Origin of the sequence: Micromonospora chalcea, from assembly GCF_002926165.1 — a bacterium.
Taxonomy (GTDB): domain Bacteria; phylum Actinomycetota; class Actinomycetes; order Mycobacteriales; family Micromonosporaceae; genus Micromonospora; species Micromonospora chalcea.
On sequence record NZ_MAGP01000057.1, the window covers coordinates 17,256 to 42,299 of the forward strand.

Genomic DNA, 25,044 nt, shown 5'->3' on the forward strand with positions numbered 1-25,044 from the left:
CGGCGGACAGGTTGCCTGGCGGCAAGCGTACCGAGCGCGGGCACGTAATGCCCGTCCAGGAACGGCCGGATCAGGCGCTGCGGGCCAGCCAGCCCACCGGCCGGTCGACGATCCGGCGGACCACCGAGCCGGCTCCGCCGACCGCCGCGGACTGCGCCCCGAGCACGGCCGGGCGTACCTCGACCGGTGCCCAGGCGGCGGTCAGCACCCGCCGGGAGATCTCCGCCACCACAGGCGGCCGCAGCCAGGGGGCGAGCGGGGCGTATCCGCCGCCGAGCACCACCGTGTCCAGGTCCAGCAGGTTCACCACACCCGCCACGGCGACCCCGAGGGCGGCGCCGGCGTCGGCCAGGGCGGCGAGCGTGGCCGGGTCACCGGCGTCGGCCAGGTCGGCGAGCCGGGTGGCGGCGGTGTCGGCGGGCAGTTCCGCGCCGGGCAGCCCGGCGGCGGCCAGGATCGCCTCCTGGCCCGCGTACCGCTCCAGACAGCCCTGGCCGCCGCAGCGGCACGGCCGCCCCTGCGGCTGGACCGGGAAGTGACCGATCTCTCCGCTCCAGCCGCGCGCGCCCCGGTAGAGCGAGCCGTCCAGCACGATTCCGGCGCCGATGCCGATCTCGCCGGTGATGTGCAGGAAGCTGCGGGGGCCGGCCGGTCGCGCGTACAGCTCGCCGAGCGCCGCCAGGTTGGCCTCGTTGTCGACCACGAGCGGTGGCACCCCGTCGACCGGCTCGGCCAGCGAATGCCCGGCCAGCAGCGCCGGCACGTCCACGTCCCGCCAGCCGAGGTTCGGCGCGAGCCGGACCAGGCCGCCGTCGCCGACCAGGCCGGGCACGGCGAGCGCCGCGCCGGCCAGGGTCAGTCCGTCGCGTACGGCGGCGGCGCGCGCCTCGGCGGCCAGCGCGGCGAGCCGGGCGAGCGCGTCGGCGGGGGAGACCGGGCGCAGGTCGGCGCGGCGGACCAGGTGGTGCCGGACCGTGCCGGTCAGGTCGACGACGCAGGCCGCCAGGTAGTCGACGTTCACCTCCAGGCCGAGCCCGGCCGGGCCGTCGGAGGCGAGCACCAGCCCCCGGGCCGGCCGGCCCGCACCGGTACGCGGCTCCGGCTCCGCCTCGGCGACCAGCCTGCCGGCGATCAGGTCGTCGACCACGGCGGAGACGGTGGCCCGGGTCAGGCCGGTGTCGGCGGCGATCCCGGCCCGCGAGGGCGGGCGGTCGGCGGCGGCGATCCGCCGGAGCACCACTGCGAGGTTCAACTCGCGCAGGCTGCCCTGCCGGACCGCCCCGGCCGTGCTGGCGCTTGTCACCTCTTGACACTGCCACATCGCCGCCATTTAATTCAACCGCTGAACAAATCGCGGACGACACCACCACTGGAGGTCTGCCATGGCACCCCGTCCCACCCCCGCGGACAAATTCTCCTTCGGCCTCTGGACGGTGGGCTGGCCGGCCCGTGACCCGTTCGGCGACGCGACCCGTCCCGAGCTGGACGCCGTCGAGGCCGTGCACCGGCTCGCCGAGCTGGGCGCGTACGGCATCACCTTCCACGACGACGACCTGGTCCCGTTCGGCGCGGACGCCGCCACCCGCGACGCCCGGCTCAGCCGCTTCCGCAAGGCGCTCGACGAGACCGGCCTGGTCGTGCCGATGGTCACCACCAACCTGTTCAACCACCCGGTGTTCAAGGACGGCGGCTTCACCAGCAACGACCGCGACGTGCGGCGGTACGCGCTGCGCAAGGTGCTGCGCAACATCGACCTGGCCGCCGAGATGGGCGCGAAGACGTTCGTCATGTGGGGCGGCCGGGAGGGCGCCGAGTACGACGTCGCGAAGGACGTCCAGGCCGCGCTGGACCGCTACCGCGAAGCGGTCGACCTGCTCTGCGAGTACGTCGTCGACAACGGCTACGACCTGCGCTTCGCGCTGGAGCCGAAGCCGAACGAGCCCCGGGGCGACATCCTGCTGCCCACCGTCGGCCACGCGCTCGGCTTCATCTCCACCCTGGCCCGCCCGGAGATGGTCGGGCTGAACCCGGAGGTCGGGCACGAGCAGATGGCCGGGCTGAACTTCGCCCACGGCATCGCCCAGGCGCTCTGGCAGGGCAAGCTGTTCCACATCGACCTCAACGGCCAGCGCGGCATCAAGTACGACCAGGACCTGGTCTTCGGCCACGGCGACCTGCTCAACGCATTCGCCCTGGTCGACCTGCTGGAGCACGGCGGCCCGAACGGCGGCCCGGCCTACGACGGCCCGCGCCACTTCGACTACAAGCCGTCCCGCACCGAGGACATCGCCGGCGTGTGGGCCTCCGCCGAGGCGAACATGCGCACGTACCTGCTGCTCAAGGAGCGGGCCGCGGCGTTCCGCGCCGACCCGGAGGTGGTCGAGGCGCTCGCCGCCGCCCGCGTGGCCGAGCTGGCCACCCCGACGCTGAACCCCGGCGAGGGCTACCGCGAGCTGCTCGCCGACCGCACCGCGTTCGAGGAGTTCGACCCGGAGGCCGCCGGGGCGAAGGGCTTCGGCTTCGTCCGGCTCAACCAGCTCGCCGTCGAGCACGTGCTCGGCGCGCGCTGAGGCGGGCCGCCATGCCGCTCGTCGCGGGGGTCGACTCGTCGACCCAGTCCTGCAAGGTGGTGGTCCGGGACGCGGAGACCGGCGCGCTGGTCCGGCAGGGCCGCGCCCGGCACCCGCCCGGCACCGAGGTCGACCCGTACGCCTGGTGGGAGGCCCTGCGGGCGGCGGTGGCCGAGGCCGGCGGCCTGTCCGACGTGGCAGCCGTCTCGGTCGGCGGCCAGCAGCACGGCATGGTCTGCCTGGACGCCTCCGGTGAGGTGGTCCGGCCGGCGCTGCTGTGGAACGACACCCGGTCCGCCGATGCGGCCCGGGACCTGGTCGAGGAGGCCGGCGGCGGGGAGACCGGCCGCCGGTTCTGGGCCGACGCGACCGGCGCGGTGCCGGTGGCCAGCTTCACCGCCACGAAGCTGCGGTGGCTGGCCCGGCACGAGCCGGACAACGCCGACCGGGTGGCCGCCGTGTGCCTGCCGCACGACTGGCTCACCTGGCGGCTCGCCGGCGCGCCCGGCCTGGACGCGCTGCGCACCGACCGGGGCGACGCCAGCGGCACCGGCTACTGGTCGCCGCGCACCGGCGAATACCGGCTGGACCTGCTGGAGCGGGCCTTCGGGCGGCGCGTGACGGTGCCGGTCGTGCTCGGCCCGGCCGAGGCGGCCGGGCACCTCGACCCGGCGGTGCTCGACGGCGACCCGGGCGCGGCGGGGCGGATCCTCCTCGGGTCGGGCACCGGGGACAACGCCGCCGCGGCGCTCGGTGTCGGCGCCGGTCCGGGCGACGTGGTCGTCTCGATCGGCACCTCCGGCACCGTCTTCGCGGTCGCGGACAACCCGGCCGCCGACCCGAGCGGCGCGGTGGCCGGGTTCGCCGACGCCACCGGCCGGTTCCTGCCGCTGGTGTGCACGCTCAACGCGGCCCGGGTGCTCGACGCCACCGCGACCCTGCTCGGCGTCGACCTCGACACGCTCGGTGAGCTGGCCCTGTCCGCGCCGCCCGGCGCCGACGGGCTGGTCCTGGTGCCGTACCTGGAGGGGGAGCGGACACCGGATCGACCGCACGCCACCGGCGAGCTGAAGGGCCTGACACTGCGCACCTCGACCCCGGCGCACCTGGCCCGGGCCGCGGTCGAGGGGATGCTCTGCGGGCTGGCCGACGGTCTCGACGCGCTGCTCGCCCAGGGCGCCCGCGCCGACCGGATCATCCTGGTCGGGGGCGGCGCCCGGTCCGCCGCGGTACGGCGGATCGCGCCGCAGGTCTTCGGCCGCCCGGTGGTGGTGCCGCCGCCCGGCGAGTACGTGGCCGACGGCGCGGCCCGGCAGGCCGCCTGGGTCGCGCTGGGTGGCGACACCCCGCCCACCTGGTCGGTCGGCGACACCGAGGAGTACACCGGCGAGGCGGTCCCCGCCATCCGCGAGCGCTACGCCCACGCCCGGGGGTAAGGAAGGGCCCCTTCTTAACGCCTGCGGTAGAGGAGGGGCCCCTTCTTAACACGCGCGTCGGCCGGGGGCGGTGTCCCGGAACCCGCCCGCACCTGATTGGCTGCCCTGCATGACGGGCACGAAGGTCTCCCGGCGCGGGAACGCGGCACACCGGTTCTACAGCGTCGTCGTCTTCGTGGTGCTCGCCTCGCTGGACAACGTGGCGATCGGCCTGGTGCCCCCGCTGTACGGGCCGATCTCCACCGCCCTCGACGTACCCCAGCGGATGCTCGGCCTGGTCACCGCCGTCAGCTTCCTGGTCAGCGCGGTGGCGGCGGTGGGCTGGGCGTACGTGGGGGACCGCACCAACCGCAAGCCGCTGCTCATGGTCGGCACGCTGCTCTGGGCCGCCGGCACCGCCGGCAGCGCGCTCGCCGGGGGGTACGCGACGTTCCTGGCCGCGCAGTTCGTCGGCGCGGTCGGGCTGGGCGCGGTGGGCTCGGTCGGCTTCTCCGTGGTCACCGACCTGATCTCGCCGCGCCGACGCGGCCTGGTGATGAGCTTCTGGGGGCTGTCCCAGGGCGTCGGCACGCTGGCCGGGACGCTGCTCGGCGGCGTGCTCGGGGCGACCGACTGGCGGCGGCCGTTCCTGCTACTGACCGGCGTGGGTCTGGCCGCCACGGTGGCGTACCTGTTCACCTACGACATCCGGCGCGGGCAGAGCGAACCGGAGCTGGCCGGGGCGATCGACGCCGGGAACGAGTACGACTACCGGATCAGCCGCGCCGACCTGCCCCGGATCCTGGCCCGCCGGACCAACCGCTGGCTGATCCTGCAGGGGCTGACCGCCCAGGCCGCGTTCGGCTCGCTGGTCTGGCTGCCGGTGCTGTTCAGCCAGCGGGCCGAGGCGCAGGGCTACTCGCCGGCGACGGCCGTGGTGGTGGGAAGCGTCTTCGCCACCCTGTTCCAGCTCGGCGGGGTGTTCTCGATCGTGGGCGGCCTGGTCGGCGACGCGCTGCAACGGCGTACGCCCAGTGGCCGGGCCACCGTCGCGGCCGTCGGCATCCTCGCGGCGCTGCCGTTCTACCTGGTCCTGTTCTTCGTGCCGATCCGCATCGACGTGCCCGACGGTGCCGGGGCGGGCGCGGTGGTGACGGCGGTGCTGTCCAGCGTGCTGACCGAGCCGACGGTGGGGCTGAGCCTGCTCACCGCCGTGGTGGCGCTGGCGCTGACGTCGGCGAACTCGCCGAACTGGTTCGCGCTGATCGCCGACGTGAACCCGCCCGAGCACCGGGGCACCGTCTACAGCCTGGGCAACCTCGTCAACGGCGTCGGGCGGGCGGCCGGCAACGGGCTGGTCGGGGTGGTGTTCGCCGCGCTGCGTACGGCCTTCCCGCCGCCGTTGAACTATGCGGTCGGGCTGGCCGCGTTCCAGCTCTTCTTCATCCCGACCGGGATCATGTACTGGCTGGCCGCGCGTACGTCGCCGCGGGACATCGCGCAGGTGCACGACCTGCTGCACGCCCGCGCCGACCGCCTGGAAGGAAGGGCCCCTTCTTAACGGTGAGTGTTAATAAGGGGCCCTTCCTATACCGGAGGCGTTAACAAGGGGCCCTTCCTTACACCACCCGGAACCAGACGGTGACGTCCGTGGGGACCGCGTCGTCGTCCAGCGGCGCGCTCGACACCAGCACCTGCGCGCCGGCCGGCAGCGGCGCCGGGTCGGCCCCGAAGTTCGTCAGCACGGTGAGGTCGCCGTTGGTGAACGTGAGCACCTCGTCGCCGGAGGACAGGAACCGCAGCGGGCCCCGGGCCAGCGCGTGCTCGCGGCGCAGCCGCAGCGCGGTCCGGTACAGCTCGTACGTCGACCCGGGCACGCCGCGCTGCCGGTCCAGCGCGTACTCGGCCCAGGTCGACGGCTGGGGCAGCCAGCTCGCGTCGGTCGGCCCGAAGCCGTACGACGGGGCGTCGGCCTCCCACGGGATCGGCACCCGGCAGCCGTCCCGACCGCGCTCGGTGTGCCCGCTGCGCGCCCAGGTCGGGTCCTGGCGGGCCTCGTCGGGCAGCGTGGTGTGCTCCGGCAGCCCCAGTTCCTCGCCCTGGTAGAGGTAGGCGGAGCCGGGCAGCGCGAGCATCAGCAGGCTGGCCGCCCGGGCCCGGCGCAGACCCAGCGCGGCGTCCGGCTGCGGGTCGTCCACGCCGACGCCGTTGGCCCGGCCACTGGCGGTGCCGAGCCCCAGCCGGGAGGCGTGCCGGACCACGTCGTGGTTGGACAGGACCCAGGTGGTGGGCGCGCCGACGGAGTCGGTGGCCTCCAGCGAGCGGGTGATCACCGCGTACTGGGCCGGCGCGGTCCAGGCGGCCAGCAGGTACTCGAAGTTGAACGCCTGGTGCATCTCGTCCGGGCGCACGTACCGGGCCAGCCGCTCGGCCGGCTCCACCCACGCCTCGGCGACCAGGATCCGCTCACCGGGGTACGAGTCGAGGACCCGCCGCCACTCCCGGTAGATCTCGTGCACGCCGTCCTGGTCCCACATCGGCGGGCGCGGCTTGTCCACCTCGCTGCCGGAGAGGATCTCCTGCGGCTCCTGCCAGTCGGCCAGGTCGGCCTGCTTGATCAGGCCGTGCGCCACGTCCACCCGGAAGCCGTCCACGCCCCGGTCCAGCCAGAAACGCAGCACGTCGAGGAACTCCGCGCGTACCTCCGGGTTGTCCCAGTTGAGGTCGGGCTGGCCGGAGTCGAACAGGTGCAGGTACCACTGTCCGTCCGGCAGCCGCGTCCAGGCGGGGCCGCCGAAGACGCTCACCCAGTCGTTCGGCGGCTCGGCGCCGTCCGGGCCCTTGCCGTCGCGGAAGACGTAACGCTGCCGCTCCGGGCTGCCCGGGGCGGCCGCCACCGCTTCGGTGAACCAGCGGTGCGCGGACGAGGTGTGGTTGGGCACCAAGTCGACGATCACCCGTAGCCCGCGCGCCTTCGCCTCGGCGATCAGCTTGTCGGCGTCGGCGAGCGTGCCGAACAGCGGGTCGACGTCGCGGTAGTCGGCCACGTCGTACCCGGCGTCGGCCTGCGGGGACGGATAGAACGGGGACAGCCAGAGCGCGTCGACTCCCAGCTCGGCGAGGTGGTCGAGCCGGGAGGTGATGCCCGGCAGGTCGCCGATGCCGTCGCCGCCGGAGTCGGCGAACGAGCGCGGGTAGACCTGGTAGATCACCGCCTCGGTCCACCAGCCGGTGCCCGGGGCCTGCTGCGTCGCGTCGGTGTTCAGCGCCTTACTCCTGTCTGGGTGGTGCGGGGACGAGCAAGTTGGTTCAGTGTGCCCGCGGCGGCGCTGTCGATTCGCGCACCACCAGGCGAGTGGGGAGGATCACCGGGGGTGGCGTCCCGTCGTCGGTGCCGGCGCCGCGCGGCGCGGGCACCAGGCCGGGGTACGGCTCGGTGGCCCGTACGCCGAGCGGGTCGAGCAGGATGCGGGCGGCGAGCAGTCCCTGGTCGGCGGCGGGCTGGGCGATCGTGGAGAGCCCGAGCACACCGGCGAGGTCGTGGTCGTCGATGCCGATCACGCTCACGTCCTGCGGCACCCGTAGCCCGGCGTCGCGCAGCGCGGTGACCGCGCCCATCGCCATCTCGTCGCAGGCGGCGAAGATGGCCGTCGGCGGTTCGCCCCGGGCCAGCAGTTCGGCGGTGGCCCGGGTACCCCCGTCGATGGTGAACCGCGACTCGACGTCGAGGCTCGGGTCGGGCCGCAGTCCGGCGGCCCGCAACGCCTCCTGGTAGCCGCGCCGCCGGTCCAGGTGCGTGGTGAAGGCCAGTTCGTCGTCCGGGTCGCCGGAGATGTGCGCGATCCGGGTGTGGCCGAGGTCGAGCAGGTGGCGGGTGGCGGTCCGGGCGGCGGCCACGTCGTCGATCCGGACGCAGGGCCACCCGGGCACCTCGCTGCCCGAGCTGATCGTCACGCCGGGCAGGTCCAGGTTCGTCAGCGCGTGCACGTCCGCCGCGCGCAGCGGGGTGGCGACCAGGATGATCGCGTCCACGCGCTTGTGCAGGCTCGCCGTGCGCAGCACCCGCTGGCGGGTCTGCTCCCGGCCGCCGAGGTTGTAGAGCAGCAGGTCGTAGCCGCTGTCCTGGAGGAACTCCTCGACCGCCTCGACCACCGTGCTGAAGAACCACCTGGTGATCCGGGGCACCACCACCGCGACCGTGCCGGTCCGGCCGCCGGCCAGCCGGCTGGCGCTCGGGGACACCGCGTACTGGAGCTGCTCGGCGGCGGCGAGCACCCGGCGCCGGTGCGCGGCCGAGACCGTCGGCAGGCCTCGCAGCGCCCGGGAGACGGTGGCCGTGGAGACCCCGGCCAGCCGGGCGACGTCGTCAATTCTGGTCATCGTGTGGGCTCCCCGCCGTGACCCGGGCCCCGCCGCCGGCCGTGCCGGCGGCGGGGCGCGGATCAACCCTTGACGCTGCCGGCGAGCAGGCCTCGCACGAAGAAGCGCTGGAGGGACAGGAACACGATCAGCGGTACGACGATCGACACGAACGCGCCGGCCGTCAGCCGCTGCCACTCGTTGCCCCGGGTGCCGGCCAGTTCCGCGAGCCGGACCGTCAGCGGGGCGGTCTCGTCGCCGCCACCGGCGAAGATCAGCGCGACCAGCAGGTCGTTCCAGACCCAGAGGAACTGGAAGATGCCGAACGCCGCCAGCGCGGGCATGATCAGCGGCAGCACGATGGTGCGGAAGATCTTCGGGTGGGTGGCCCCGTCGACCCGGGCCGCCTCCATCAGGTCGCCGGGAAGCTGCGAGATGAAGTTGTGCAGCAGGAACACGGCGAACGGAAGCGCGAAACAGGTGTGCGCGAACCACACCTGGGCGAACTTCTGCTCGTCGACCAGGTCCCACGCGGGCAGGATCTGCACGCCGGCGATCGTGACGCCGGTGGAGAAGAACCGCAGCAGCGGCACCAGGGCCATCTGCAGCGGCACGATCTGCAGCGCGAAGATCCCGATGTAGACCCAGTCCCGCCCCTTGAAGTTCATCCACGCCAGCGCGTACGCCGCGAGCGACGCGAACGCGAGCGGGAAGAGCACCGAGGGGATGGTGATCGCCAGCGAGTTGATGAAGTAGCTGGCCAGCTGCCCGGACGAGCCGGAGCTGAACAGCACCTCCTGGTAGTTCTCCAGCGTGATCTGCGGGTCGCTGAAGAACGTCCACCACCCGGTGGTCTTGATCTCGTTCTCCGGCCGGAGCGAGGAGATGAACAGGCCGAAGGTCGGGATCGTCCAGAGCATCGCGATCACGACTGACACGAGCGTGGCGGTACGGCTGTTCAGACGCTTGCGCACCCGGGCGCCCCGGGTGGTCGGTTCGGTGGCCTGGGCGCCGACTCCGACGGTGGGCGTGGTGGTGGTCATCTCAGCCCTCCCGCTGCTTGCGCAGGTTGCGGATCTGGTAGATCACGATCGGGATCACCAGGACGAACAGGAACACCGCCAGCGCCGAGCCCTGCCCGTTCTCCTGGTAGCGGAACGCCTGGTTGTACATCTCGGTCGCGATCACGTTCGTGTCGTAGTTGCCGTTGGTGGCGGTGCGGACGATGTCGAAGACCTTGAGCGTGGCGATGGAGATCGTCACCACCACGACGATCAGCGCCGGCCGGATGCTCGGAATGGTGATCCGCCAGAACATCTGCCACGCGGTGGTGCCGTCGAGCCGGGCCGCCTCGACGATGTCGGCCGGGATGGCCTTGATCGCGGCGGAGAGCACCACCATGGCGAAACCGGCCTGGATCCACACCATGATCACGATGAGCAGGAACGTGTTCAGCGGCGAGTCCAGCAGCCACTGCTTCGGTTCTCCGCCGAGGCTCACCACGATCTGGTTGAGCAGGCCGATCTGGTCGCCCTCGCCCCGGTAGGCGTAGACGAAGCGCCAGATGATGGAGGCGCCGACGAACGAGATCGCCATCGGCAGGAAGATCAGGGACTTGGCGACCGCCTCGAACCGTGCCTTGTCCACCAGGACCGCGTAGATCAGGCCGAACGCGGTGGCCACCAGCGGCACCAGCAGCACCCAGATCAGCGTGTTGACCAGGACCCGGACGATCGAGTCCTCGGCGAACATCCAGCGGTAGTTGTCCAGTCCCACCCAGTTGCTGCTGCTGGAGTCCATGAAGGAGAGCAGCGTGGTGCGGATGGCCGGCACCACCAGTCCGACGGCGAGCAGCAGCAGCGTCGGCAACAGGAAGAAGAACGCGAACGCGCCCTCGCGCTGCTTGGGCCGGCGGGGCAGTGGCGTGCCGCTCACCGAGGCGGCGACCAGTTGCGCCTCCCGGCGCCGGGCGAAGTACGACGGCACCACGTCGAGGAGCAGGAGCAGCCCGCCCACCACCGCGACGAAGGCGATCAGCCCGTACATCAGCATGAGGAACTTCGGCTGCTCCGCCGCGAAGTCGAACTCCATCGACCCTCCTTCAAGGGTTCGGCTAGCAGAGGTGGCCCGGTCCGGGGGAACCGGACCGGGCCACCTGCTAGATCACTTCCAGCTGCCCTCGATGTCGTTCAGGACGGAGTTGGTGTCCTTGCCGTTGATCCAGGCCACCATGCCCTTCCAGAAGGTGCCGGCGCCGACCGCGGCCGGCATCAGGTCCGAGCCGTCGAAGCGGAAGACCGTCTTCTCGTCCTGGAGGATGCCCACGGAGAGCTTGTCCACCGGGTTCGGCACGTTGTTGATGTCCAGCTTCTTGTTCGCGGACACCCAGTCACCGATCTTGGCGCGGCTGTTGGCGTACTCGCCGGAGGCCAGGTAGGTCTGCACCGCCTGGACCTCGGGACGGTCGGCGAACGCGCCGACGAACTCGCCGCCACCCAGCACCGGCTTGCCCTTGGCCGGGTCGATGGCCGGGAAGTAGAACGCGAAGACGTCGCCGTCCTCGGCCACCTTGGTGCCCTCGGGCCACTGGTTGGCGTAGAAGGACGCCTGGCGGTGCATCGCGCACTTGCCGGTGGTGATCGGCGTGCCGCCCTCCTGGAAGGCGGTGGTGGAGATGCTCTTGACGCCGCCGAAGCCGCCGTTCATGTACTTCTCGTTCTTCAGGATGGTGCCGGCCCGGTTGAGCGCGTCAGCCACCTGCGGGTCGTTGAACGGGATCTGGTGGGTGGTCCACTTGTCGTAGACCTCCGGGCCGCCGGTACGCAGCAGCACGTCCTCGATCCAGTCGGTGGCCGGCCAGCCGGTGGCGTCACCGGACTCGATGCCGGCGCACCACGGCTTGGTGCCGCTGGCCGCGATCTGGTCGGAGAGCTTGATCAGGTCGTCCCACGTGGTGGGGACGGTCCAGCCCTTCTCCTTGAAGGTCTTCGGCGAGTACCACACGAAGGACTTCACGTTCGAGCCGAGCGGGGCGCCGTAGAGCTGGCCGTTGACGGTGCTGTACTTCAGCCAGTCGGGGGAGTAGTTCTGCTCGGCCATCGCCTTGGTGTCGGCGCCGACCGGCTTGAGCTTGCCCGAGTCGACGAAGCGCTTCAGCAGGCCCGGCTGCGGGATGAAGGCGAGGTCGGGGGCGTTGCCGCCGTCGACCCGGACCGGGAGCTGCGCCTCGAACTCGGCGTTGCCCTCGTGGTCGATCTCGATGCCGGTGCAGTCCTCGAACTGCTTCCAGGACTCGTTGAGGCGGTCGGCCTCGATCTCCCGGATGGAGGAGTAGATGGTCACCTTCTTGCCGTCGTGACCTTCGTACTTCTCGTATGCGGCGCATTCGGCCGATCCGGCCTTGTCGCTCTTCTTGTCATCGCCGGTGCCGCAGGCGGCGACACCGAGCGCCAGCCCCAGGACGCCGGCGACCGCGAGCGTCTGGCGCGATCTGGCAAACGCCATGCCGATCTCCTTCCTTGCCGGCGCGTGGGGGGATCGAACCCGCGCCGGTCCGATGGTCGTCCTCACATGTAAGCGCTTGCATCGTGTCGGGTCCACCCCTGGCCGGACACGGCCCGGTAACAATCCCGAAACCCTGGCCAGGGGCTTGGGTGCGCTCCCACGAATCTTCCCGGGAACGGAACTTTCTGTCAGGATGTCCGCATCACATTGAAGACTTTCAACATTGGAGGCAGTGGATGCGTAAGCGATGGCTCGCCCTCGGGGCGAGCGCGACGGTCCTGGCGGCGACCCTCGTGCCGGCCGCGCCGGCGATGGCCGCGCCGACGTTCAAGGTCCCGTTCCCCTGCAACCAGTCCTGGTCCGGTCAGACCCGGACCAACCACAGCCCGGCGAACGCCATCGACTTCAACCGCACCGACGACGCCGGCGACCCGGTCGTCGCCAGCGCACCCGGCACCGTCGACGTGGTCACCAACCTCGGCGACACCAGCTACGGCAAGTACGTCCGGATCAACCACGGCGGCGGCCACACCACCTACTACGCCCACCTGAGCGCCTTCAACGTCTCCGTCGGGCAGACCGTCGGCTACGGCCGGGTGATCGGCTACGTCGGCACGACCGGCGGCTCCACCGGCCCGCACCTGCACTACGAGCAGCGCATCGACGGCAGCTCGGTGAAGATCAAGTTCAACGGCGTCCAGGCGCTCTACTGGGGCACCAAGACCTACACCAGCGACAACGGCTGCGGCGGGACGAACACCGGCCAGGGCACCGTGAACACGGCCGGCTCCCCGCTGACGGTCCGCTCCGGCCCCGGCACCGGCTACAGCTCGGTCGGCACGGTCGCCGACGGGGCGAAGGTGACCATCCAGTGCCAGACCAGCGGCACCAGCGTCAGCGGCACCTACGGCACCAGCTCGATCTGGGACCGGATCGGCTCCGGCCGGTTCATCTCCGACGCCTACGTCTACACCGGCTACGACGGCTACATCCCCGGCGTACCCCGCTGCTGAGCCCGGCGGGCGCGGGGGCGACCGGCCCTCGCGCCCGTACCGGTCAGGAGTTCAGCCGCCACACCGCGAAGTTCAGCGCGGACGCGAACGTCACCCACGCCCAGTACGGCAGCATCAGCAGCGTGGCCGGCCGGGAGACGCGCCGGAACAGGACCACGGTCACGCCGATCGCCAGCCACATCAGCACGATCTCGGCGAACGCCAGCCCGTACGCCCCGGCGCCGAAGAACAGCGGGGTCCAGATCGCGTTCAGCACGAGCTGCACCACCCAGGCCCAGAGGGCGGGGCCGAACCCGGCCCGGCGCCAGACCAGCCAGCCGGCGATCGCGATCAGCGCGTAGAGGACCGTCCAGACCGGGCCGAACAGCCACGACGGCGGCGCCCACGCGGGTTGCTCCAGGCTCTGGTACTCGGCGGAGGTGCCCTGCACACCCAGCCCGCCGATCGCGGCCGCGGCGAAGGTGGCGGCGCCGAAGCCGAGCAGTGCCCACCACTTCCGGGCGCCGGTGGTGCGCCGGGTGACACTCTGCGACGTCTCCATGGTCGAGATGTTTCCGCTCGACCGGCCCGGCAAACGCCGGCCCGGACGCGGAAAAGCCGGAGTCACCCGGCCCGGGTGTTCCGGTCCGGCAGGACGGAACACCCGGGCCCGGCGACCCCGGCGGGTACGAGAACCGCTGTTACGTGTTGAAGATGCTGACGCCACCCGGGCCGACCAGGAGGCCGACGACGATGAGGACGATGCCCCAGAGGATCTGCCGGCGGAACAGGGCGAGAATTCCGGCGACCACCAGTACGACTGCGAGAATCCAGAGAATCAGCTCCATGTCGGCTGAATACCCGTGCGCCCGATCCCGGAAACCTCCCGGTCAGTCGAGCTGGTCACCGCCCAGGTGGAAGACGCTGTACGCCTGCTTGATCACCGGGTGCGCCACGTTGCGGACCCGCACCCCGCCCGGCGTGGTGCCGCGCTCGGTGCCGTGGTGGGCGTGCCCGTGCAGCGCCAGCGCGGTGGGCGCGGCGTCGATCGCCTGCCCGAGCTGGTAGCAGCCGAGGAACGGGTAGATCTCCAGCGGCTCGCCGGCGAGCGTGTCCGGCACGGGGGAGTAGTGGGTGAGCGCGACGAGCGCGTCGCAGTCCAGCGAGAGCAGCGCGTCGGCGAGTGCGTCGGCGCTCTCCCGGGTGGTCCGTACGAACGCCTTCATCTCCGGCTCGCCGAAGTCGCTGGCGCAGCGTCCGGCGAACCCGCCGCCGAACCCCTTGACGCCGGCCACCCCGAGCCGCCCGCCCGGCGTGTCCACCACGACGCCGGTGCCCTCCAGCACCGTGATCCCGGCGTCCTCCAGCACCTTCACCACCTGCGGCACCTGGTCGCACTGGTGGTCGTGGTTGCCGAGCACGGTGATCACCGGTACGCCGAGATCGCCGAACTCCCGGGCCACGCAGCGCGCCTCGGCCTCGGTGCCGTGCCGGGTCAGGTCACCGGCGAGCAGCAGCGCGTCGGCGGAGCCGGGCAGCTCCTCCAGCGCCGGACGGAACCGGCCCACCACGTCCTCGTCCAGATGCACGTCGCCGACGGCGGCGATCCGGATCACCATCGAACCTCCCTCACGGCAGCTCCTCGACCTGGGTGGGCGCCTGCGTGCGGATCACCCCGATGTCGCTCGTCACGTGGGTGTCCGGGAAGCGCTCGGCCACTCGGCGCAGGATCTCCTCCCGCCGGTGCGGGCTCTCCACCTCGCCGTAGAGCACCAGCCCGTTCTCCCGCCGCACCACGGTGATGCCCTGCTCGGCCACCGTCGGGTCCTCGGCCAGCATGCTCTGGATCTCCGCCTCGACGTACTCGTCGGGGGGAACGTCGCCGGACAGTCCGGTCACAGGGTCTCCCTTCCGCCGGGCGCGCCGCCGGGCAGCACGTCCAGCCGGTCGAGCAGCACCAGGAACGCCTCCGCGTACGGCGAGTGCTGCGTCTCCTTCCGTACCCGTTCCCAGTCGATCTGCTCCCGCAGCGAGCGGGCCAGCGGCAGGGCGCGGGCGAAGTCGCAGTAGTGCTGCGAGAAACTCAGCAGCTTGTGCACCATGAGCTGGCTGGCCGAGAGCACCGGCATGTGGATGGCGTCGACCGGGCGCACGATCGTGTCGGCGAACGTCTCCTCGGTCACCGGCGTCTCCACCGGCCGGTGGATCAGGTCCACCATCCGGTCCTCGTCGTAGACCTTGACCAGCCAGTCCTCCGGCGGGCGCTCGGCGGTGAAGCCGGCCTCGACGAGCGCCTCCAGGGCCCGGTCGACGTCCGCCTCGCGGAGCAGGAAGTCCACGTCGTGGTCGCTGGAGTGGCCGCCGTGCGCGTACACCGCGAAGCTGCCACCCAGCGCGAACGGGATCTCGGACTGTTTGAGCACGGCGGCGACCTTCTTCAGCGTGTGCACCAGGGTCTCGTCCCCGCGCTCGGCCATCTGCGGCTCCCTCGTCGTCATGGGCGGTGGGATCACGTTGCGTACCCGGCGGACGCTCCGGTCACACCTGTTGCGGCGCGATCGGCCCGCCAGGGCAGGAAAGCGACATACAGGCCGGTGTGGGCGTCGGTCGGATAACCTCGGGAGGGTGGCCAGCTCACTGCGGACGCGGCGGGGCAGGGCCCGACTGCGTGCCGTCGCCCTGATCGGCATCGACGGCTCAGGCAAGACCACCCAGGCGCACCGGCTCGCCCAGGCCCTCACCGCCGCCGGCCACCCCGCGACGTACCACCGCAACGCCGGTGGCCGCCGCTGGCTCGGCCGCGTCGCCCAACGGATCGGCCGTCCGGACGCGCAGCGGCTCGTCGGGCGTGACGGCCTGCTCGTGGTCGAGTCGGCGCTGCGCTGGCTGGCCATCGCGCTCGCGCTGCTGAGCTGCCTGGTCACTGGCCGTACCGCGGTGATGGACCGCTGGTCGTACTGCCAGTACGCGAGCATCCGGGCGCACGGCGGGCAGCGGTGGGAGCGGCTGGTCCGGGCCGGCTACCGGGTCTTCCCGGCGCCCGCTGTCACGTTCCTGCTCACCGTCGACCCGGCCGAGGCGTACCGCCGGATCGAGCGGCGCGGCACCGACCACGAGAGCATGACCTGGCTGACCGACGCGGACACCGCCTACCGGAGGCTGCCGGAGTACGGCGGCTTCGTGGTGGTGGACGGCAACGGCCCACCGGAGGAGGTGGCCCGCCGGATCCGGGCGCACCTGAGCGAGTGGCTGCCCGACGATCCGTCCGCCGGTCCCGGCCCGGCTCCGGGCGGCCCTCCACGTCCGGCCGGCGGGGCGGGCCGCGACGGCCCGGTGCCGGTTCAGGCCCGGCCGTAGACCGGGATGCCGGCGCCGCTCGTGGGCGCCGACTCGGGGGAGGCCAGGAACCGGATCACGCCGGCGATCTGCGCCGGGGGCACCCAGCGCCGGTGGTCGGCGTCGGGCTGGGCGGCCCGGTTGGCCGGGGTGTCGATGACGCTCGGCAGCACCGTGTTGCACCGCACCCCGCGCTGGCGGTACTCGACCGCGACCGCGTCGGCGAACGCCCGCACCGCGGCCTTGGCGGTGACGTAGCCCGAGGCGCCCGGGAACGGCGACACCGCCGCCCGCGCGGAGACGCAGACCACGGCGCCGTCACCGGTCGCCACGAGGTGCGGCAGTGCCGCCCGGGTCACCAGGTAGGTCGGGCGCAGGTTGAGCCGCAGCATCCGCTCGAACTCCTCGACCGGGGTCTCGTGCACCAGGCCGCCCGCGGCGTACCCGCCGACCAGGTTGACCACCGCGCGCAGTGGCGCGGCCGGCTCGGCGGTCGCGACCTCGACCGCCCGCGCGGCCCCCTCGGGGGTCAGCAGGTCGGCCACGACCCGGACCGGGCCGTCGTCCGTCCCGGCCTCCCGCTGGGGTACGACCACCCGCCAGCCTGCGTCGAGGAAGGCGGCGGTGACCGCGCCGCCCAGCCCACCCGTGCCTCCGGTGACCAGCACCGTGCGTTCCGTCATGGACACACACGCTAGTCAACCGTCGTGCCGGCCGACCGGTGACCCGCACGGGCCGTCCGGACCGTCCGGCCGAGGCCGACCAGGCAGGCCCTGCCGCGCGACGGGGGACCGGCACGTCGGGCGGCAGGAGTGACTCGACCGGACCGGTTGAGGCGGTGGGGCTGCGACAATGGGATCCTTGGCCCGGGGGCGGGCACGGAAGACGGTAAATTTCCCGATACGCGGTGTCATGGTTGACGCTCACGCGCTCTGAAAGTAAGTTTCATCCGTGGCGAAGAGTCCGAAGATTTCTGCGAGTCACGAGCCCGGTGGACTGATCGTCCACATCAGCGGCCTGCTGCCCTCGCTGTCCCCGGCCGAACAGCGGGTGGCCCGGCTGGTCGTCGCCGATCCGGCGGACGCGGCCCGGCGCACGATCACCGACCTCGCCACCGCCGCCGAGACGTCCGAGGCGACAGTGATCCGCTTCTGCCGCTCGGTCGGCATGGACGGCTACCCCCAGTTGCGCATCCGCCTCGCCGCCGAGGCCGCCCGCCGGGTCGAGCCGCCGGACGCGCGGGTGGTCGGTGGCGACATCCCGCCGGGCGCGGACCTGGCCCAGATCATCGCCACCATCGCCTTCAACGACGCCCGAGCCGTCGAGGAGACCGCCGAGCAGCTCGATCCGGCCGTCTGTGAGCAGGTGGTCGAGGCGATCGGCGCGGCCGGCCGGATCGACGTCTACGGCGCGGGCGCCAGCGGCTTCGTCGCCTCCGACTTCCAGCAGAAGCTGCACCGCATCGGCCGCATCGCGTTCTACTTCCCGGACGTGCACACCGCGCTCACCTCCGCCGCCCTGCTCGGGCGCGGCGACGTCGCGGTCGGCATCTCGCACACCGGCACCACGTCCGACGTCATCGAGGTGCTGGAGCAGGCGCGGGCCCGGGGAGCCACCACCGTGGCGCTCACCAACTTCCCGCGCTCGCCGATCACCGAGGTCGCCGACCACGTGCTCACCACAGCCGCCCGGGAGACGACCTACCGCTCCGGCGCGACGGCCAGCCGGCTGGCCCAGCTCACCGTCGTCGACTGTCTCTTCGTCGGGGTGGCCGCGCGCAGCCGGGCCCGGACCAAGAAGGCGCTCGAAGCCACGGCCGAGGCGGTCCAGTCGCACCGGGTCGGTCCCGGGCGGAGGCAGGGATGACGGCGGGCCGGGCGGAGCGCGACGGCGTGGCGGCGATCCGGCCGGTGGTGCGTGTCGGCGCGCCGACCGAGCGGCGCAACCCGCACAGCTTCGACCTCGACCTGATGTCCACCCGGGACGTGCTCACCGTGATCAACGAGGCGGACCGGCGGGTGCCGGCCGCCGTCGCCGCGGTGCTGGACGAGATCGCCGAGACCGTCGACCTCGCGGTGGCCGCGCTGCGCGACGGACACCGCGTGCACTACTTCGGCGCCGGCACCTCCGGCCGCCTGGGCGTGCTGGACGCGGCCGAGCTGGCCCCCACGTTCAACTCGCCCCGGCACTGGTTCTGCTCGCACCTCGCCGGTGGCCCGGACGCCATGTGGCGGGCGGTCGAGGACGCCGAGGACGACGAGCGCGGCGGCGCCGCCGAGGCCGCCGAGTGCGTGCGCCCGGGCGACCTGGTGGTCGGCCTGGCGGCCAGCGGACGCACCCCGTACGTCCTCGGGGCGCTCGCCGCGTCCCGGGAGCGGGGGGCCGCTACGGTGCTGCTCTGCGCGAATCCGGAGGCCCCGGCCGCCGCGTCGGTGGACGTCTTCATCGGCGTGGACACCGGGCCGGAGGTGGTCACCGGGTCGACCCGGATGAAGGCCGGCACCGCGCAGAAGCTGGTGCTCAACACGTTCTCCACGGCCGTCATGGTGCGTCTGGGCCGTGTCTACTCGAACCTGATGATCGACATGGTGGCCACCAACGCCAAACTGCGCGGTCGCATGATCTCGATCCTCGTGGAGGCCACCGGTTGCGCCGAGGAGGTCTGCCGGGTCGCGCTGCGGGAGGCCGACGGCGACCTCAAGACCGCGCTCGTCGCGCTGGTCTCCGGCGCGGAGGTGCCGGCCGCCCGGGCCGCGCTGGCCCGCTCCGCCCACCAGGTACGCGGCGCGCTCGCCCTGCTCGCCTCCTGACCGCCCCCGCTCACCCCTTCTCCCGGCGATCCACCCGCCCGGCGCATCCGTCCGGCGGGTGCGACACGTATCACGTGCGGGAGGGGGACGTTCCCGCCCGTACGGATTGTTCAACGAGGCGGAGGGTAATCCTGAGCGTGGCTGAACCGACCGGTCCACGAGCGCGTATCTCGCAGTGACCAGGATCGCAACGACCCGGTGACGCGGCTCGCTGTGTTCATGGAACAGGCAATGGTGCCATTCCATGGGCGAATAGCGATTCAGCAGCTCCGGCGGGCCCCAAAAGCCGTGTCCGGAAGCCGTCCGAACCGGGCCGGTAACAGGAAACATGGACCGGGCTCTCAGCTAGTACTCAGGCATTCGTGACAGTTTCGACTCACGACATGGAATCCCCGAAGCGTCACATCTGTTGTGTAGGTGTCAGCACCTACGGGCACAGCGGAGGTTACGGGGAGGGCTGATGAACGTGGGGATGGCAAGGAACCGGGCAACCGGCGCGAGCGAGGGGACCGTGGCAATCGTGGACAAGAACATCGGCATGCGTACCGACGAGGTCGCCGAGGAGCGGGACCTGGTCGGCGTCTACCTGCACGAGATCTCCCGGACGCCGCTGCTCGACGCCGCCCGGGAGGTCGACCTCTCCAAGGCGATCGAGGCGGGCCTCTACGCCGAGCACCTGCTCGACGAGGACCGGATCCCCGAGGGCGTCGACCGGGAGGACCTGGAGCGGCTGGTCGTCGAGGGTGAGCGCGCGAAGGACCTGTTCATCCGCGCGAACCTGCGACTGGTCGTGTCCATCGCCCGGCGCTACGTGCGCTCCGGGATGCCCATGCTGGACCTGATCCAGGAGGGCAACACCGGCCTGGTCCGGGCGGTCGAGAAGTTCGACTACGAGCGGGGTTTCAAGTTCTCCACCTACGCGACCTGGTGGATCCGCCAGGCCATCAGCCGGGCGATCGCCCAGCAGGAGCGGACCGTCCGGCTGCCCGTGCACCTGGTGGAGGACGTCAACCGGATGCGCAACGTGGCCCGGCAGCTCACCCGTGAGCTGGGCAGCGACCCGGAGCCGGAGCAGATCGCGACCGCCCTCGGCGTGACCGTCGAGCGGGTCAACGAGCTGGTCCGCTGGTCGCAGGACACCGTCTCGCTGGACACCCCGGTGGGTGACGACGGCGACACCAACCTCGGTGACCTGGTCGCCGACAGCGACGCGCCGTCGCCCGAGGAGATCGTGCTCACCGGCCTGGAGCGGCAGCGGATCGAGGGTCTGCTCAACCACCTCGACGACCGGTCCGCCGGCATCATGCGGGCCCGGTACGGCCTGGAGGACGGTCGCGAGCACTCGCTGACCGAGGTCGCGTCGCGGTTCTCGCTCTCCCGGGAGCGGATCCGCCAGCTGGAGATCCAGGCCCTCGGCCGGCTGCGTGAGCTGGCTCGCGCGGAGGGGCTGCAGGCGGCCTGACCTGGTAGTAATTGAGACAACGAACGGCCGGCGTCCGACAGGGGGACGCCGGCCGTTCGCCGTCCGCGTCGATCAGACCCGGCCGTAGCCGGCGATCGACATGATGTTCATACCGCGTTTGCTGACGTTGCGTCCGGCGCTGGGCGCGTCGATGATCTGGCCGTTGCCGACGTAGAGCGCCACGTGCCCGAGCCCGGAGTAGAACACCAGGTCACCCGGTTGCAGTTGGCTGCGGGTGATCCGCGTGGTGGCGTTCCACTGCCGTGCCGCGCTGTGCGGCAGCGACTTCCCGGCGGCCCGCCACGCGGCGAGCGTCAGACCGGAGCAGTCGTAGCTGCCCGGGCCGTCCTGGGCATAGCCGTAGGGCTTGCCGACCGCGCCGTAGGCGTACCGCACGGCCTTGCCGGCGTCGCCGGAGACGGCCGGGGGCTTGCCCGCCGAGCCGGCGTTGCCGGGCGCCTCGGTGGCCCGCCCGTACGCCCTGCGCCGCATCTCGTAGAGGTCGGCCAGGTCTCCCTCGATCCGCGTCTTCGCGGACTTGAGCTGCTTGGCCTGCGCCGCCTCCCGGGCGAGCGTGGCGTCCAGCCGGGTCTTCTGGTCGATCAGCCGCTGCTGGTCGGCGGTGAAGCTGGAGAGGGTGCGCTGGCGCTGGCGGGTGAGCTGGTCCAGTGTGCCCAGCCGCTCCGGCAGCGTGGCCTGGCCACCCGGGTCCAGCAGGGCCGCCGCGGTACGCATGCCGCCGGTCTTGTACGCCGTCGCCGCCAGCACGCCCACCTCGGCGCGGCTGCGCTCGGCCTGTTCCTGCAGCGGCCCGATCCGGGCCTCCAACGTGGCCGCCGTGGCCTTGTTGGCCTTGATGTCCTCGTTGAGCTTGTTGTAGGACTCGACGATTCGCTCCAGCTCAGTCGAGGACTTCTCGATCTGCTTCGTCAGCTCTGCGGGTGTGGGCTCGGCCCGGGCCACCTGTGCCGGGGCGAGCAGCGCGGCCGAGAGGCCGGCCACCGCGAGCGAGCGGAGCAGCATCCGTAAGGACGACAAGAGCGGAAAGCTCCTCTCCCACCGGTCGCCGGGCGCGTTCGCGACCCGGCGACACCGGCCCGGGGCCATCCGGGTGGATGGCTGTCGACCGGGCCGACCTGCACAACCTAACCCGTGATCGGAGTGGTCGGGAGTTCAAGCAGGGGCGAAAGTTGGCAAAGTGGCGGAAAGTGACGATGGTGCAGCATGGTGTGGCTCGCCCGATTGGTCGTTCTGGGCGGATGTCGTCAGCCACCGCCACGCAAAGTCATGACAAAGGCTGAAATCGCTTCCTCTTTCCGGCGGGCCACCCGGGGCAGAACCGGCGGCCGATCGCCGAAAACCCGAGGTCAGGTGGCGGGCCCGCAACACAATGAAGCCCGGAACCGGGATTCCCGCACGGGATCCGCGTCCCCGGGAGGCCGCCGTGCAGACCGAACGCTCCGCCACCCAGCCGACCCGACCCACCTCGCCCAAACTGCTCTACGCCCGGCCCGGCATCGTCGTCACCGCCGAGCGCTTCACCGTCGGCCGCAACAGCTGGCCGGTGGCCGAGATCACCCAGGTGCGGACCGATCGCGGACCGCACGACCGGCTCGCGATCCGCGCCGTCGCCGTGTCCGCCGCGATGATCGCCGCGGTCGGGCTGCTGCTCGGCTTCACCGGCGGCCTGCACCGGCTCACCGCCGAGGCGTACCTCCTGCTCGGCGCGGTCGGGCTGGTGCCGCTGCTGCTCGTGCTGATCGGCGACCGCTGGCGGCCCCCGGCGCACGAGCTGTGGGGCCGGGTGCGGGGCACCGAGGTGCTGCTGTTCAGCAGCGACGACGAACGACAGTTCGGTCAGGTCAGCCGGGCGCTGCGCCGCGCCCGCGAGGCGGCGCGCATGGGCGGCTGGGCCGACCCGCCGGCGGCCGAGCCGTGGCGACCGGCGCGGTGAGCGGCGCTCAGCCCGCGACCGGCTCCGGGGTACGCGGCTGCTGCTCGGCAGCCACCCACTGGCTCACCCGCCGCTCGGCGTAGAACGAGACGAACGGCACGGTCCCGGCGAGCATCACCAGCAGCATCCGCTTCAGCGGCCAGTTCGCCCGGCGGGACAGGTCGAACGTGAGCGCCAGATAGAGCATGTACAGCCAGCCGTGCGCCACGCCGACCACGCCCACCACGCTCGGGTTGTCGAAGCCGTACTTCAGCGGCATGCCGATCAGGACCAGCACCACGAGCGCCACGCCCACGATCCAGGCGATCACGCGGTACCGGGTAAGGGCTCCGCCCACCGTCGTCCGTCCTTCCGCACCGGCCTCAGCCGGGATAGTCGCCGGGCCGGGCGCCCGGATTGGCGTTCAACCAGGATAGATAGCGGTTGTACGCGGCCAGCTCGGCGTCGTCCGCCCCGTCGGCCGGGGCGGACGGCGTCCGCACGACGCGCACCGGGCGGCGTACCGCCGGGGTGGTGACGGCCGGCTCGGCGCCGGCGGCCGCCGACGGCGCCGGATCGGCCGTCGGCTGCGCATCGCCCGGCGGCGTCGCCCGCAGCGTCTGGCGGACCTCCCGCCACCAGACGAAGATCACGAAACCGGCGAACACCGGCCACTCGATCGCGTAACCGAAGCTGATCGCGTTGCCCCCGGCGGCGCGGGTGACCTGCCACCAGCCCATCCCGAGGCAACCCGCCACCAGCACGACCATGGCCACGTGGCGGACGATCCACGCCGGTGTCCAGAGCCGTTCCATGCCCACGAGAGTACCGGGACTCCCCGGGCGTCTCCGACACGGCGTCGTAGTCCGGGCGGTGGTTTGGTGGCACGCCCGCTGGGCATCCGAACAGGTGCCAACCCGAACGAGACGAGGGGGCGACGATGACCGAATCGGTACGCCGGGACGCGAGCCCGGAACAGCGGGTCGCGGAGTGGGACGGCGACCACGCCCGCACCGTCGACGGCGAGCAGCTCGGGGTGGACCCGGTGGAGCTGGGCGACGAGGACCTGGTCCGGGAGATGCAGAGCCTGCACCGCACCCGGCTGGACACGCTGCGCCACGCCACCGACTCGGCGCTCGCCAACCACCTGCGGCGCACCGCCGAACTGGAGACGGAGTACCTGGCCCGGCACCCCGGCCGGGAGGTCGACCCGAGCCGGCTGCGGGACGCCTGATGGGCAGCCACGCCGAGCGCGGCATGTCCGCGCCCCCGGAGGTGGTGTTCAACACCGCCACTGATCCGGACCGCTCCTCGGCCTGGCTGCCCGAGCGGCTGCGCAACTCCGGCACCTGCCGGGTCGAGGTCGTCGACGCCGACGACATGCGGGCCCGGTGGAGCGCCGCGGACTGGTCCGCCGAGATCGACGTGGAACCGGCCGACGCGGGCGGCGCCCGGGTCCGGCTCGACCTGGCCGGCCCGGACCACGACCTGGCCGACGAGATCCTGGCCAACCTCGACCGCGAGGTGGCCGACAACCTGACCGCCGGCTGAGCCCGGCCGCACGACGAGCACGAGGAGGCCGGGTTGACCGGGAGTGGCCTGAAGCAGAAGGTGGCGCGCCTGCGCCAGGCGTACGCGCCGCACGAGCACCGGCCGCTGGAGGGCTACCTGAAGGCGATGGGCACGTACGCGGGCGTGACCGCCGCGCTCGTCGGCCTGGTCCGGGCGACCGGACGGCCGGTGCCCGAGCGGCCCACGCCGGCGGACGTGGTGCTGCTCTCGATCGCCACGCACAAGCTCAGCCGGCTGCTGTCCAAGGACGCGATCACCAGCCCGCTGCGGGCGCCGTTCACCCGCTACGACCACCCGATCGGCAGCGGCGAGGTGATGGAGCAGGTCCGCGACGAGGGCAGCCCCACCCGGCACGCGCTCGGCGAGCTGGTCAGCTGCCCGTTCTGCCTGGCGGTCTGGGTCGCCACCGGGCTCACCGGCGGCCTGGTGCTGGCGCCCCGGCTGACCCGGCTGGTCGCCACCGCGCTGACCGCGGTGGCCGCCTCCGACTTCCTCCAGATGGGGTACGCGGTCGCCCAGCAGGCGGCCGAGGGCGGTCACCACGAGGCGTGAGGGATGCGGACACGAAAGGGGGCCGGTGTGCGCCGGCCCCCTTTTCGCGCGTCTCCCACCCTCAGGTGGGGGTGGTGCCGTGGTCCTCGCCGGCCCAGCCGCGCGACGCCTCCGGCTCCCGCTCCTCTTCGTCCTCGCCGGTGACGATGTCCCGGTCCACAGCGGTGCGCTCGTGCTCGTTGGCGAAGTCCGGCTCCGGCAGCGTGTCGACGCCCTCCGGGGGCTGGCCGAGCGCCGCCAGGTGCTCGTGCTCGGGGTTCCGGTCGGTCATGTCGCGTCCTCTCGTCTTCCGGGGGCTCAGGCGACCGTGCCGCCCAGCAGATCGGCCGCCTCGTCCGCCGCGTACTCGCCCTGGGGGAGCGCGGCGATCCGGGTGAGCAGCTCGGCGGGGAGTTCGGCGGCCACCGCCCGGCGGTAGATGTCCGCCTGGGTGATCCGCTCCTGGCCGTGGTAGATGTCGTCGAGCAGGTCGTCGAGCGGCCGCGTGTCGGGCTGCTCGGTCACGGGCGCGTCATCGGTCACGGCGACCACCTACCCGG

The 25,044-nt window shown here is 72.4% G+C and carries 28 protein-coding genes and 1 pseudogene; 12 read left to right on the top strand and 17 right to left on the bottom strand.

The features are described 5' to 3' along the window. Nucleotides 1–70: 70 nt before the first annotated feature. Nucleotides 71–1,330, bottom strand: coding sequence for an ROK family protein (locus tag BAW75_RS06310; protein WP_104112950.1), 1,260 nt, complete (start codon nt 1,328–1,330; stop codon nt 71–73). 52 nt (nt 1,331–1,382) lie between these two features. On the opposite strand from BAW75_RS06310, the gene xylA reads away from it, so the two are divergent. The 3 genes from xylA (at nt 1,383) to BAW75_RS06325 (ending at nt 5,546) form a co-directional block, all read left to right on the top strand. After that, nucleotides 1,383–2,570 carry a xylose isomerase gene (xylA, locus tag BAW75_RS06315; RefSeq protein WP_043328799.1) on the top strand — a complete coding sequence of 396 codons (1,188 nt, stop codon included), beginning with the start codon at nt 1,383–1,385 and terminating at the stop codon, nt 2,568–2,570. Nucleotides 2,571–2,581: 11 nt separating this feature from the next. Beyond that, nucleotides 2,582–4,006, top strand: coding sequence for a xylulokinase (gene xylB, locus BAW75_RS06320; protein ID WP_104112951.1), 1,425 nt, complete (start codon nt 2,582–2,584; stop codon nt 4,004–4,006). A 109-nt stretch (nt 4,007–4,115) separates the two neighbouring features. Next, the gene (locus tag BAW75_RS06325) at nt 4,116–5,546 is read left to right on the top strand and encodes an MFS transporter (protein WP_043328800.1); all 1,431 of its coding nucleotides are present in this window, start codon (nt 4,116–4,118) and stop codon (nt 5,544–5,546) included. Nucleotides 5,547–5,604: 58 nt separating this feature from the next. Here the strand turns inward: BAW75_RS06325 and BAW75_RS06330 are convergent, their stop codons facing one another. The 5 genes from BAW75_RS06330 to BAW75_RS06350 all read right to left on the bottom strand — a co-directional run bounded on the left by BAW75_RS06330 (nt 5,605) and on the right by BAW75_RS06350 (nt 11,848). Continuing rightward, nucleotides 5,605–7,251, bottom strand: coding sequence for a glycoside hydrolase family 13 protein (locus BAW75_RS06330; protein ID WP_104112952.1), 1,647 nt, complete (start codon nt 7,249–7,251; stop codon nt 5,605–5,607). Between the two features lie 43 nt (nt 7,252–7,294). Next, entirely contained in the window at nt 7,295–8,365 is a 1,071-nt protein-coding gene (locus tag BAW75_RS06335) for a LacI family DNA-binding transcriptional regulator (protein WP_104112953.1), read from the bottom strand. A 62-nt stretch (nt 8,366–8,427) separates the two neighbouring features. After that, a complete protein-coding gene (locus BAW75_RS06340) occupies nt 8,428–9,387 on the bottom strand; it encodes a carbohydrate ABC transporter permease (RefSeq protein WP_064447781.1) in 960 nt (319 codons plus the stop codon). A 1-nt stretch (nt 9,388) separates the two neighbouring features. Beyond that, nucleotides 9,389–10,435, bottom strand: coding sequence for a carbohydrate ABC transporter permease (locus tag BAW75_RS06345; RefSeq protein WP_030502266.1), 1,047 nt, complete (start codon nt 10,433–10,435; stop codon nt 9,389–9,391). Nucleotides 10,436–10,507: 72 nt separating this feature from the next. Continuing rightward, complete coding sequence (locus tag BAW75_RS06350) at nt 10,508–11,848, bottom strand: ABC transporter substrate-binding protein (protein ID WP_064447780.1); 1,341 nt, start codon at nt 11,846–11,848, stop codon at nt 10,508–10,510. A 236-nt stretch (nt 11,849–12,084) separates the two neighbouring features. Here BAW75_RS06350 and BAW75_RS06355 point away from each other — a divergent pair, with 236 nt between their 5' ends. Next, nucleotides 12,085–12,861 (top strand): M23 family metallopeptidase, encoded by a 777-nt coding sequence (locus BAW75_RS06355; protein WP_043328805.1) that lies wholly within the window; start codon nt 12,085–12,087, stop codon nt 12,859–12,861. A 43-nt stretch (nt 12,862–12,904) separates the two neighbouring features. Here the strand turns inward: BAW75_RS06355 and BAW75_RS06360 are convergent, their stop codons facing one another. The 5 genes and pseudogenes from BAW75_RS06360 to BAW75_RS06375 all read right to left on the bottom strand — a co-directional run bounded on the left by BAW75_RS06360 (nt 12,905) and on the right by BAW75_RS06375 (nt 15,317). Then, on the bottom strand, nt 12,905–13,402 hold the full coding sequence (locus tag BAW75_RS06360) for a TspO/MBR family protein (protein ID WP_043328806.1): 498 nt from the start codon (nt 13,400–13,402) through the stop codon (nt 12,905–12,907). A 139-nt stretch (nt 13,403–13,541) separates the two neighbouring features. Further along, the gene (locus tag BAW75_RS32245; RefSeq protein WP_013288160.1) at nt 13,542–13,688 is read right to left on the bottom strand and encodes a GPGG-motif small membrane protein; all 147 of its coding nucleotides are present in this window, start codon (nt 13,686–13,688) and stop codon (nt 13,542–13,544) included. Then, nucleotides 13,679–14,459: pseudogene (locus BAW75_RS06365) on the bottom strand (metallophosphoesterase family protein). Before BAW75_RS06365 ends, BAW75_RS32245 begins: the two are co-directional and overlap by 10 nt. A 10-nt stretch (nt 14,460–14,469) precedes the next feature. Continuing rightward, nucleotides 14,470–14,679, bottom strand: a complete 210-nt coding sequence (locus tag BAW75_RS06370) for a hypothetical protein (protein WP_225319459.1) — start codon at nt 14,677–14,679, stop codon at nt 14,470–14,472. A 56-nt stretch (nt 14,680–14,735) separates the two neighbouring features. Next, nucleotides 14,736–15,317, bottom strand: coding sequence for a nucleotidyltransferase (locus tag BAW75_RS06375; protein WP_043328811.1), 582 nt, complete (start codon nt 15,315–15,317; stop codon nt 14,736–14,738). 148 nt (nt 15,318–15,465) lie between these two features. Here BAW75_RS06375 and BAW75_RS06380 point away from each other — a divergent pair, with 148 nt between their 5' ends. Then, entirely contained in the window at nt 15,466–16,197 is a 732-nt protein-coding gene (locus BAW75_RS06380; protein ID WP_104112954.1) for a dTMP kinase, read from the top strand. Here BAW75_RS06380 and BAW75_RS06385 read toward each other — a convergent pair. Then, nucleotides 16,182–16,859: an SDR family NAD(P)-dependent oxidoreductase gene (locus tag BAW75_RS06385; protein WP_043328814.1), complete on the bottom strand. Its 678-nt coding sequence runs from the start codon at nt 16,857–16,859 to the stop codon at nt 16,182–16,184. The two genes, BAW75_RS06380 and BAW75_RS06385, sit on opposite strands and share 16 nt — an antisense overlap. 268 nt (nt 16,860–17,127) lie before the next feature. Here BAW75_RS06385 and BAW75_RS06390 point away from each other — a divergent pair, with 268 nt between their 5' ends. From BAW75_RS06390 to BAW75_RS06400, 3 genes are all read left to right on the top strand, one after another. Beyond that, entirely contained in the window at nt 17,128–18,042 is a 915-nt protein-coding gene (locus tag BAW75_RS06390) for a MurR/RpiR family transcriptional regulator (protein WP_104112955.1), read from the top strand. Continuing rightward, a complete protein-coding gene (locus tag BAW75_RS06395; protein ID WP_051611378.1) occupies nt 18,039–18,986 on the top strand; it encodes an N-acetylmuramic acid 6-phosphate etherase in 948 nt (315 codons plus the stop codon). Before BAW75_RS06390 ends, BAW75_RS06395 begins: the two co-directional genes overlap by 4 nt. A gap of 472 nt (nt 18,987–19,458) precedes the next feature. Continuing rightward, complete coding sequence (locus BAW75_RS06400; protein ID WP_043330973.1) at nt 19,459–20,448, top strand: sigma-70 family RNA polymerase sigma factor; 990 nt, start codon at nt 19,459–19,461, stop codon at nt 20,446–20,448. A 72-nt stretch (nt 20,449–20,520) separates the two neighbouring features. On the opposite strand, the gene BAW75_RS06405 is transcribed toward BAW75_RS06400, so the two are convergent. Further along, nucleotides 20,521–21,486, bottom strand: a complete 966-nt coding sequence (locus BAW75_RS06405; protein WP_104112956.1) for a C40 family peptidase — start codon at nt 21,484–21,486, stop codon at nt 20,521–20,523. A 406-nt stretch (nt 21,487–21,892) separates the two neighbouring features. Between BAW75_RS06405 and BAW75_RS06410 the strand changes: the two genes are divergently transcribed. After that, nucleotides 21,893–22,402, top strand: a complete 510-nt coding sequence (locus BAW75_RS06410; protein ID WP_104112957.1) for a DUF6232 family protein — start codon at nt 21,893–21,895, stop codon at nt 22,400–22,402. A gap of 7 nt (nt 22,403–22,409) precedes the next feature. Here the strand turns inward: BAW75_RS06410 and BAW75_RS06415 are convergent, their stop codons facing one another. Next, nucleotides 22,410–22,739, bottom strand: a complete 330-nt coding sequence (locus BAW75_RS06415; protein ID WP_043328820.1) for a DUF3817 domain-containing protein — start codon at nt 22,737–22,739, stop codon at nt 22,410–22,412. A 25-nt stretch (nt 22,740–22,764) separates the two neighbouring features. Then, the gene (locus tag BAW75_RS06420; RefSeq protein ID WP_064447779.1) at nt 22,765–23,196 is read right to left on the bottom strand and encodes a hypothetical protein; all 432 of its coding nucleotides are present in this window, start codon (nt 23,194–23,196) and stop codon (nt 22,765–22,767) included. Nucleotides 23,197–23,321: 125 nt separating this feature from the next. Here BAW75_RS06420 and BAW75_RS06425 point away from each other — a divergent pair, with 125 nt between their 5' ends. Genes BAW75_RS06425 through BAW75_RS06435 form a run of 3 tightly spaced genes read left to right on the top strand, consistent with a single transcriptional unit; the run spans nt 23,322 to nt 24,505 of the window. Beyond that, nucleotides 23,322–23,615: a DUF6158 family protein gene (locus tag BAW75_RS06425; protein ID WP_030502251.1), complete on the top strand. Its 294-nt coding sequence runs from the start codon at nt 23,322–23,324 to the stop codon at nt 23,613–23,615. Next, nucleotides 23,615–23,932 carry an SRPBCC family protein gene (locus BAW75_RS06430; protein WP_064447778.1) on the top strand — a complete coding sequence of 106 codons (318 nt, stop codon included), beginning with the start codon at nt 23,615–23,617 and terminating at the stop codon, nt 23,930–23,932. The genes BAW75_RS06425 and BAW75_RS06430 overlap by 1 nt, the downstream gene beginning before the upstream one ends. 33 nt (nt 23,933–23,965) lie before the next feature. Continuing rightward, entirely contained in the window at nt 23,966–24,505 is a 540-nt protein-coding gene (locus tag BAW75_RS06435; protein WP_030502249.1) for a DUF1360 domain-containing protein, read from the top strand. Between the two features lie 61 nt (nt 24,506–24,566). On the opposite strand, the gene BAW75_RS06440 is transcribed toward BAW75_RS06435, so the two are convergent. Next, nucleotides 24,567–24,776 carry a hypothetical protein gene (locus tag BAW75_RS06440; protein ID WP_043328824.1) on the bottom strand — a complete coding sequence of 70 codons (210 nt, stop codon included), beginning with the start codon at nt 24,774–24,776 and terminating at the stop codon, nt 24,567–24,569. Between the two features lie 26 nt (nt 24,777–24,802). Next, on the bottom strand, nt 24,803–25,036 hold the full coding sequence (locus BAW75_RS06445) for a hypothetical protein (RefSeq protein WP_420914986.1): 234 nt from the start codon (nt 25,034–25,036) through the stop codon (nt 24,803–24,805). Nucleotides 25,037–25,044 lie beyond the last annotated feature (8 nt).

Coding starts and splice junctions, on each gene's coding strand:
- BAW75_RS06310 (WP_104112950.1), bottom strand. CDS start 1,330: ATGGCGGCGATGTGGCAGTGTCAAGAGGTGACAAGCGCCAGCACGGCC.
- xylA (WP_043328799.1), top strand. CDS start 1,383: ATGGCACCCCGTCCCACCCCCGCGGACAAATTCTCCTTCGGCCTCTGG.
- xylB (WP_104112951.1), top strand. CDS start 2,582: ATGCCGCTCGTCGCGGGGGTCGACTCGTCGACCCAGTCCTGCAAGGTG.
- BAW75_RS06325 (WP_043328800.1), top strand. CDS start 4,116: ATGACGGGCACGAAGGTCTCCCGGCGCGGGAACGCGGCACACCGGTTC.
- BAW75_RS06335 (WP_104112953.1), bottom strand. CDS start 8,365: ATGACCAGAATTGACGACGTCGCCCGGCTGGCCGGGGTCTCCACGGCC.
- BAW75_RS06340 (WP_064447781.1), bottom strand. CDS start 9,387: ATGACCACCACCACGCCCACCGTCGGAGTCGGCGCCCAGGCCACCGAA.
- BAW75_RS06345 (WP_030502266.1), bottom strand. CDS start 10,435: ATGGAGTTCGACTTCGCGGCGGAGCAGCCGAAGTTCCTCATGCTGATG.
- BAW75_RS06350 (WP_064447780.1), bottom strand. CDS start 11,848: ATGGCGTTTGCCAGATCGCGCCAGACGCTCGCGGTCGCCGGCGTCCTG.
- BAW75_RS06355 (WP_043328805.1), top strand. CDS start 12,085: ATGCGTAAGCGATGGCTCGCCCTCGGGGCGAGCGCGACGGTCCTGGCG.
- BAW75_RS06360 (WP_043328806.1), bottom strand. CDS start 13,402: ATGGAGACGTCGCAGAGTGTCACCCGGCGCACCACCGGCGCCCGGAAG.
- BAW75_RS32245 (WP_013288160.1), bottom strand. CDS start 13,688: ATGGAGCTGATTCTCTGGATTCTCGCAGTCGTACTGGTGGTCGCCGGA.
- BAW75_RS06370 (WP_225319459.1), bottom strand. CDS start 14,679: ATGCTGGCCGAGGACCCGACGGTGGCCGAGCAGGGCATCACCGTGGTG.
- BAW75_RS06375 (WP_043328811.1), bottom strand. CDS start 15,317: ATGGCCGAGCGCGGGGACGAGACCCTGGTGCACACGCTGAAGAAGGTC.
- BAW75_RS06385 (WP_043328814.1), bottom strand. CDS start 16,859: ATGACGGAACGCACGGTGCTGGTCACCGGAGGCACGGGTGGGCTGGGC.
- BAW75_RS06395 (WP_051611378.1), top strand. CDS start 18,039: ATGACGGCGGGCCGGGCGGAGCGCGACGGCGTGGCGGCGATCCGGCCG.
- BAW75_RS06400 (WP_043330973.1), top strand. CDS start 19,459: ATGGCAAGGAACCGGGCAACCGGCGCGAGCGAGGGGACCGTGGCAATC.
- BAW75_RS06420 (WP_064447779.1), bottom strand. CDS start 23,196: ATGGAACGGCTCTGGACACCGGCGTGGATCGTCCGCCACGTGGCCATG.
- BAW75_RS06425 (WP_030502251.1), top strand. CDS start 23,322: ATGACCGAATCGGTACGCCGGGACGCGAGCCCGGAACAGCGGGTCGCG.
- BAW75_RS06430 (WP_064447778.1), top strand. CDS start 23,615: ATGGGCAGCCACGCCGAGCGCGGCATGTCCGCGCCCCCGGAGGTGGTG.
- BAW75_RS06440 (WP_043328824.1), bottom strand. CDS start 24,776: ATGACCGACCGGAACCCCGAGCACGAGCACCTGGCGGCGCTCGGCCAG.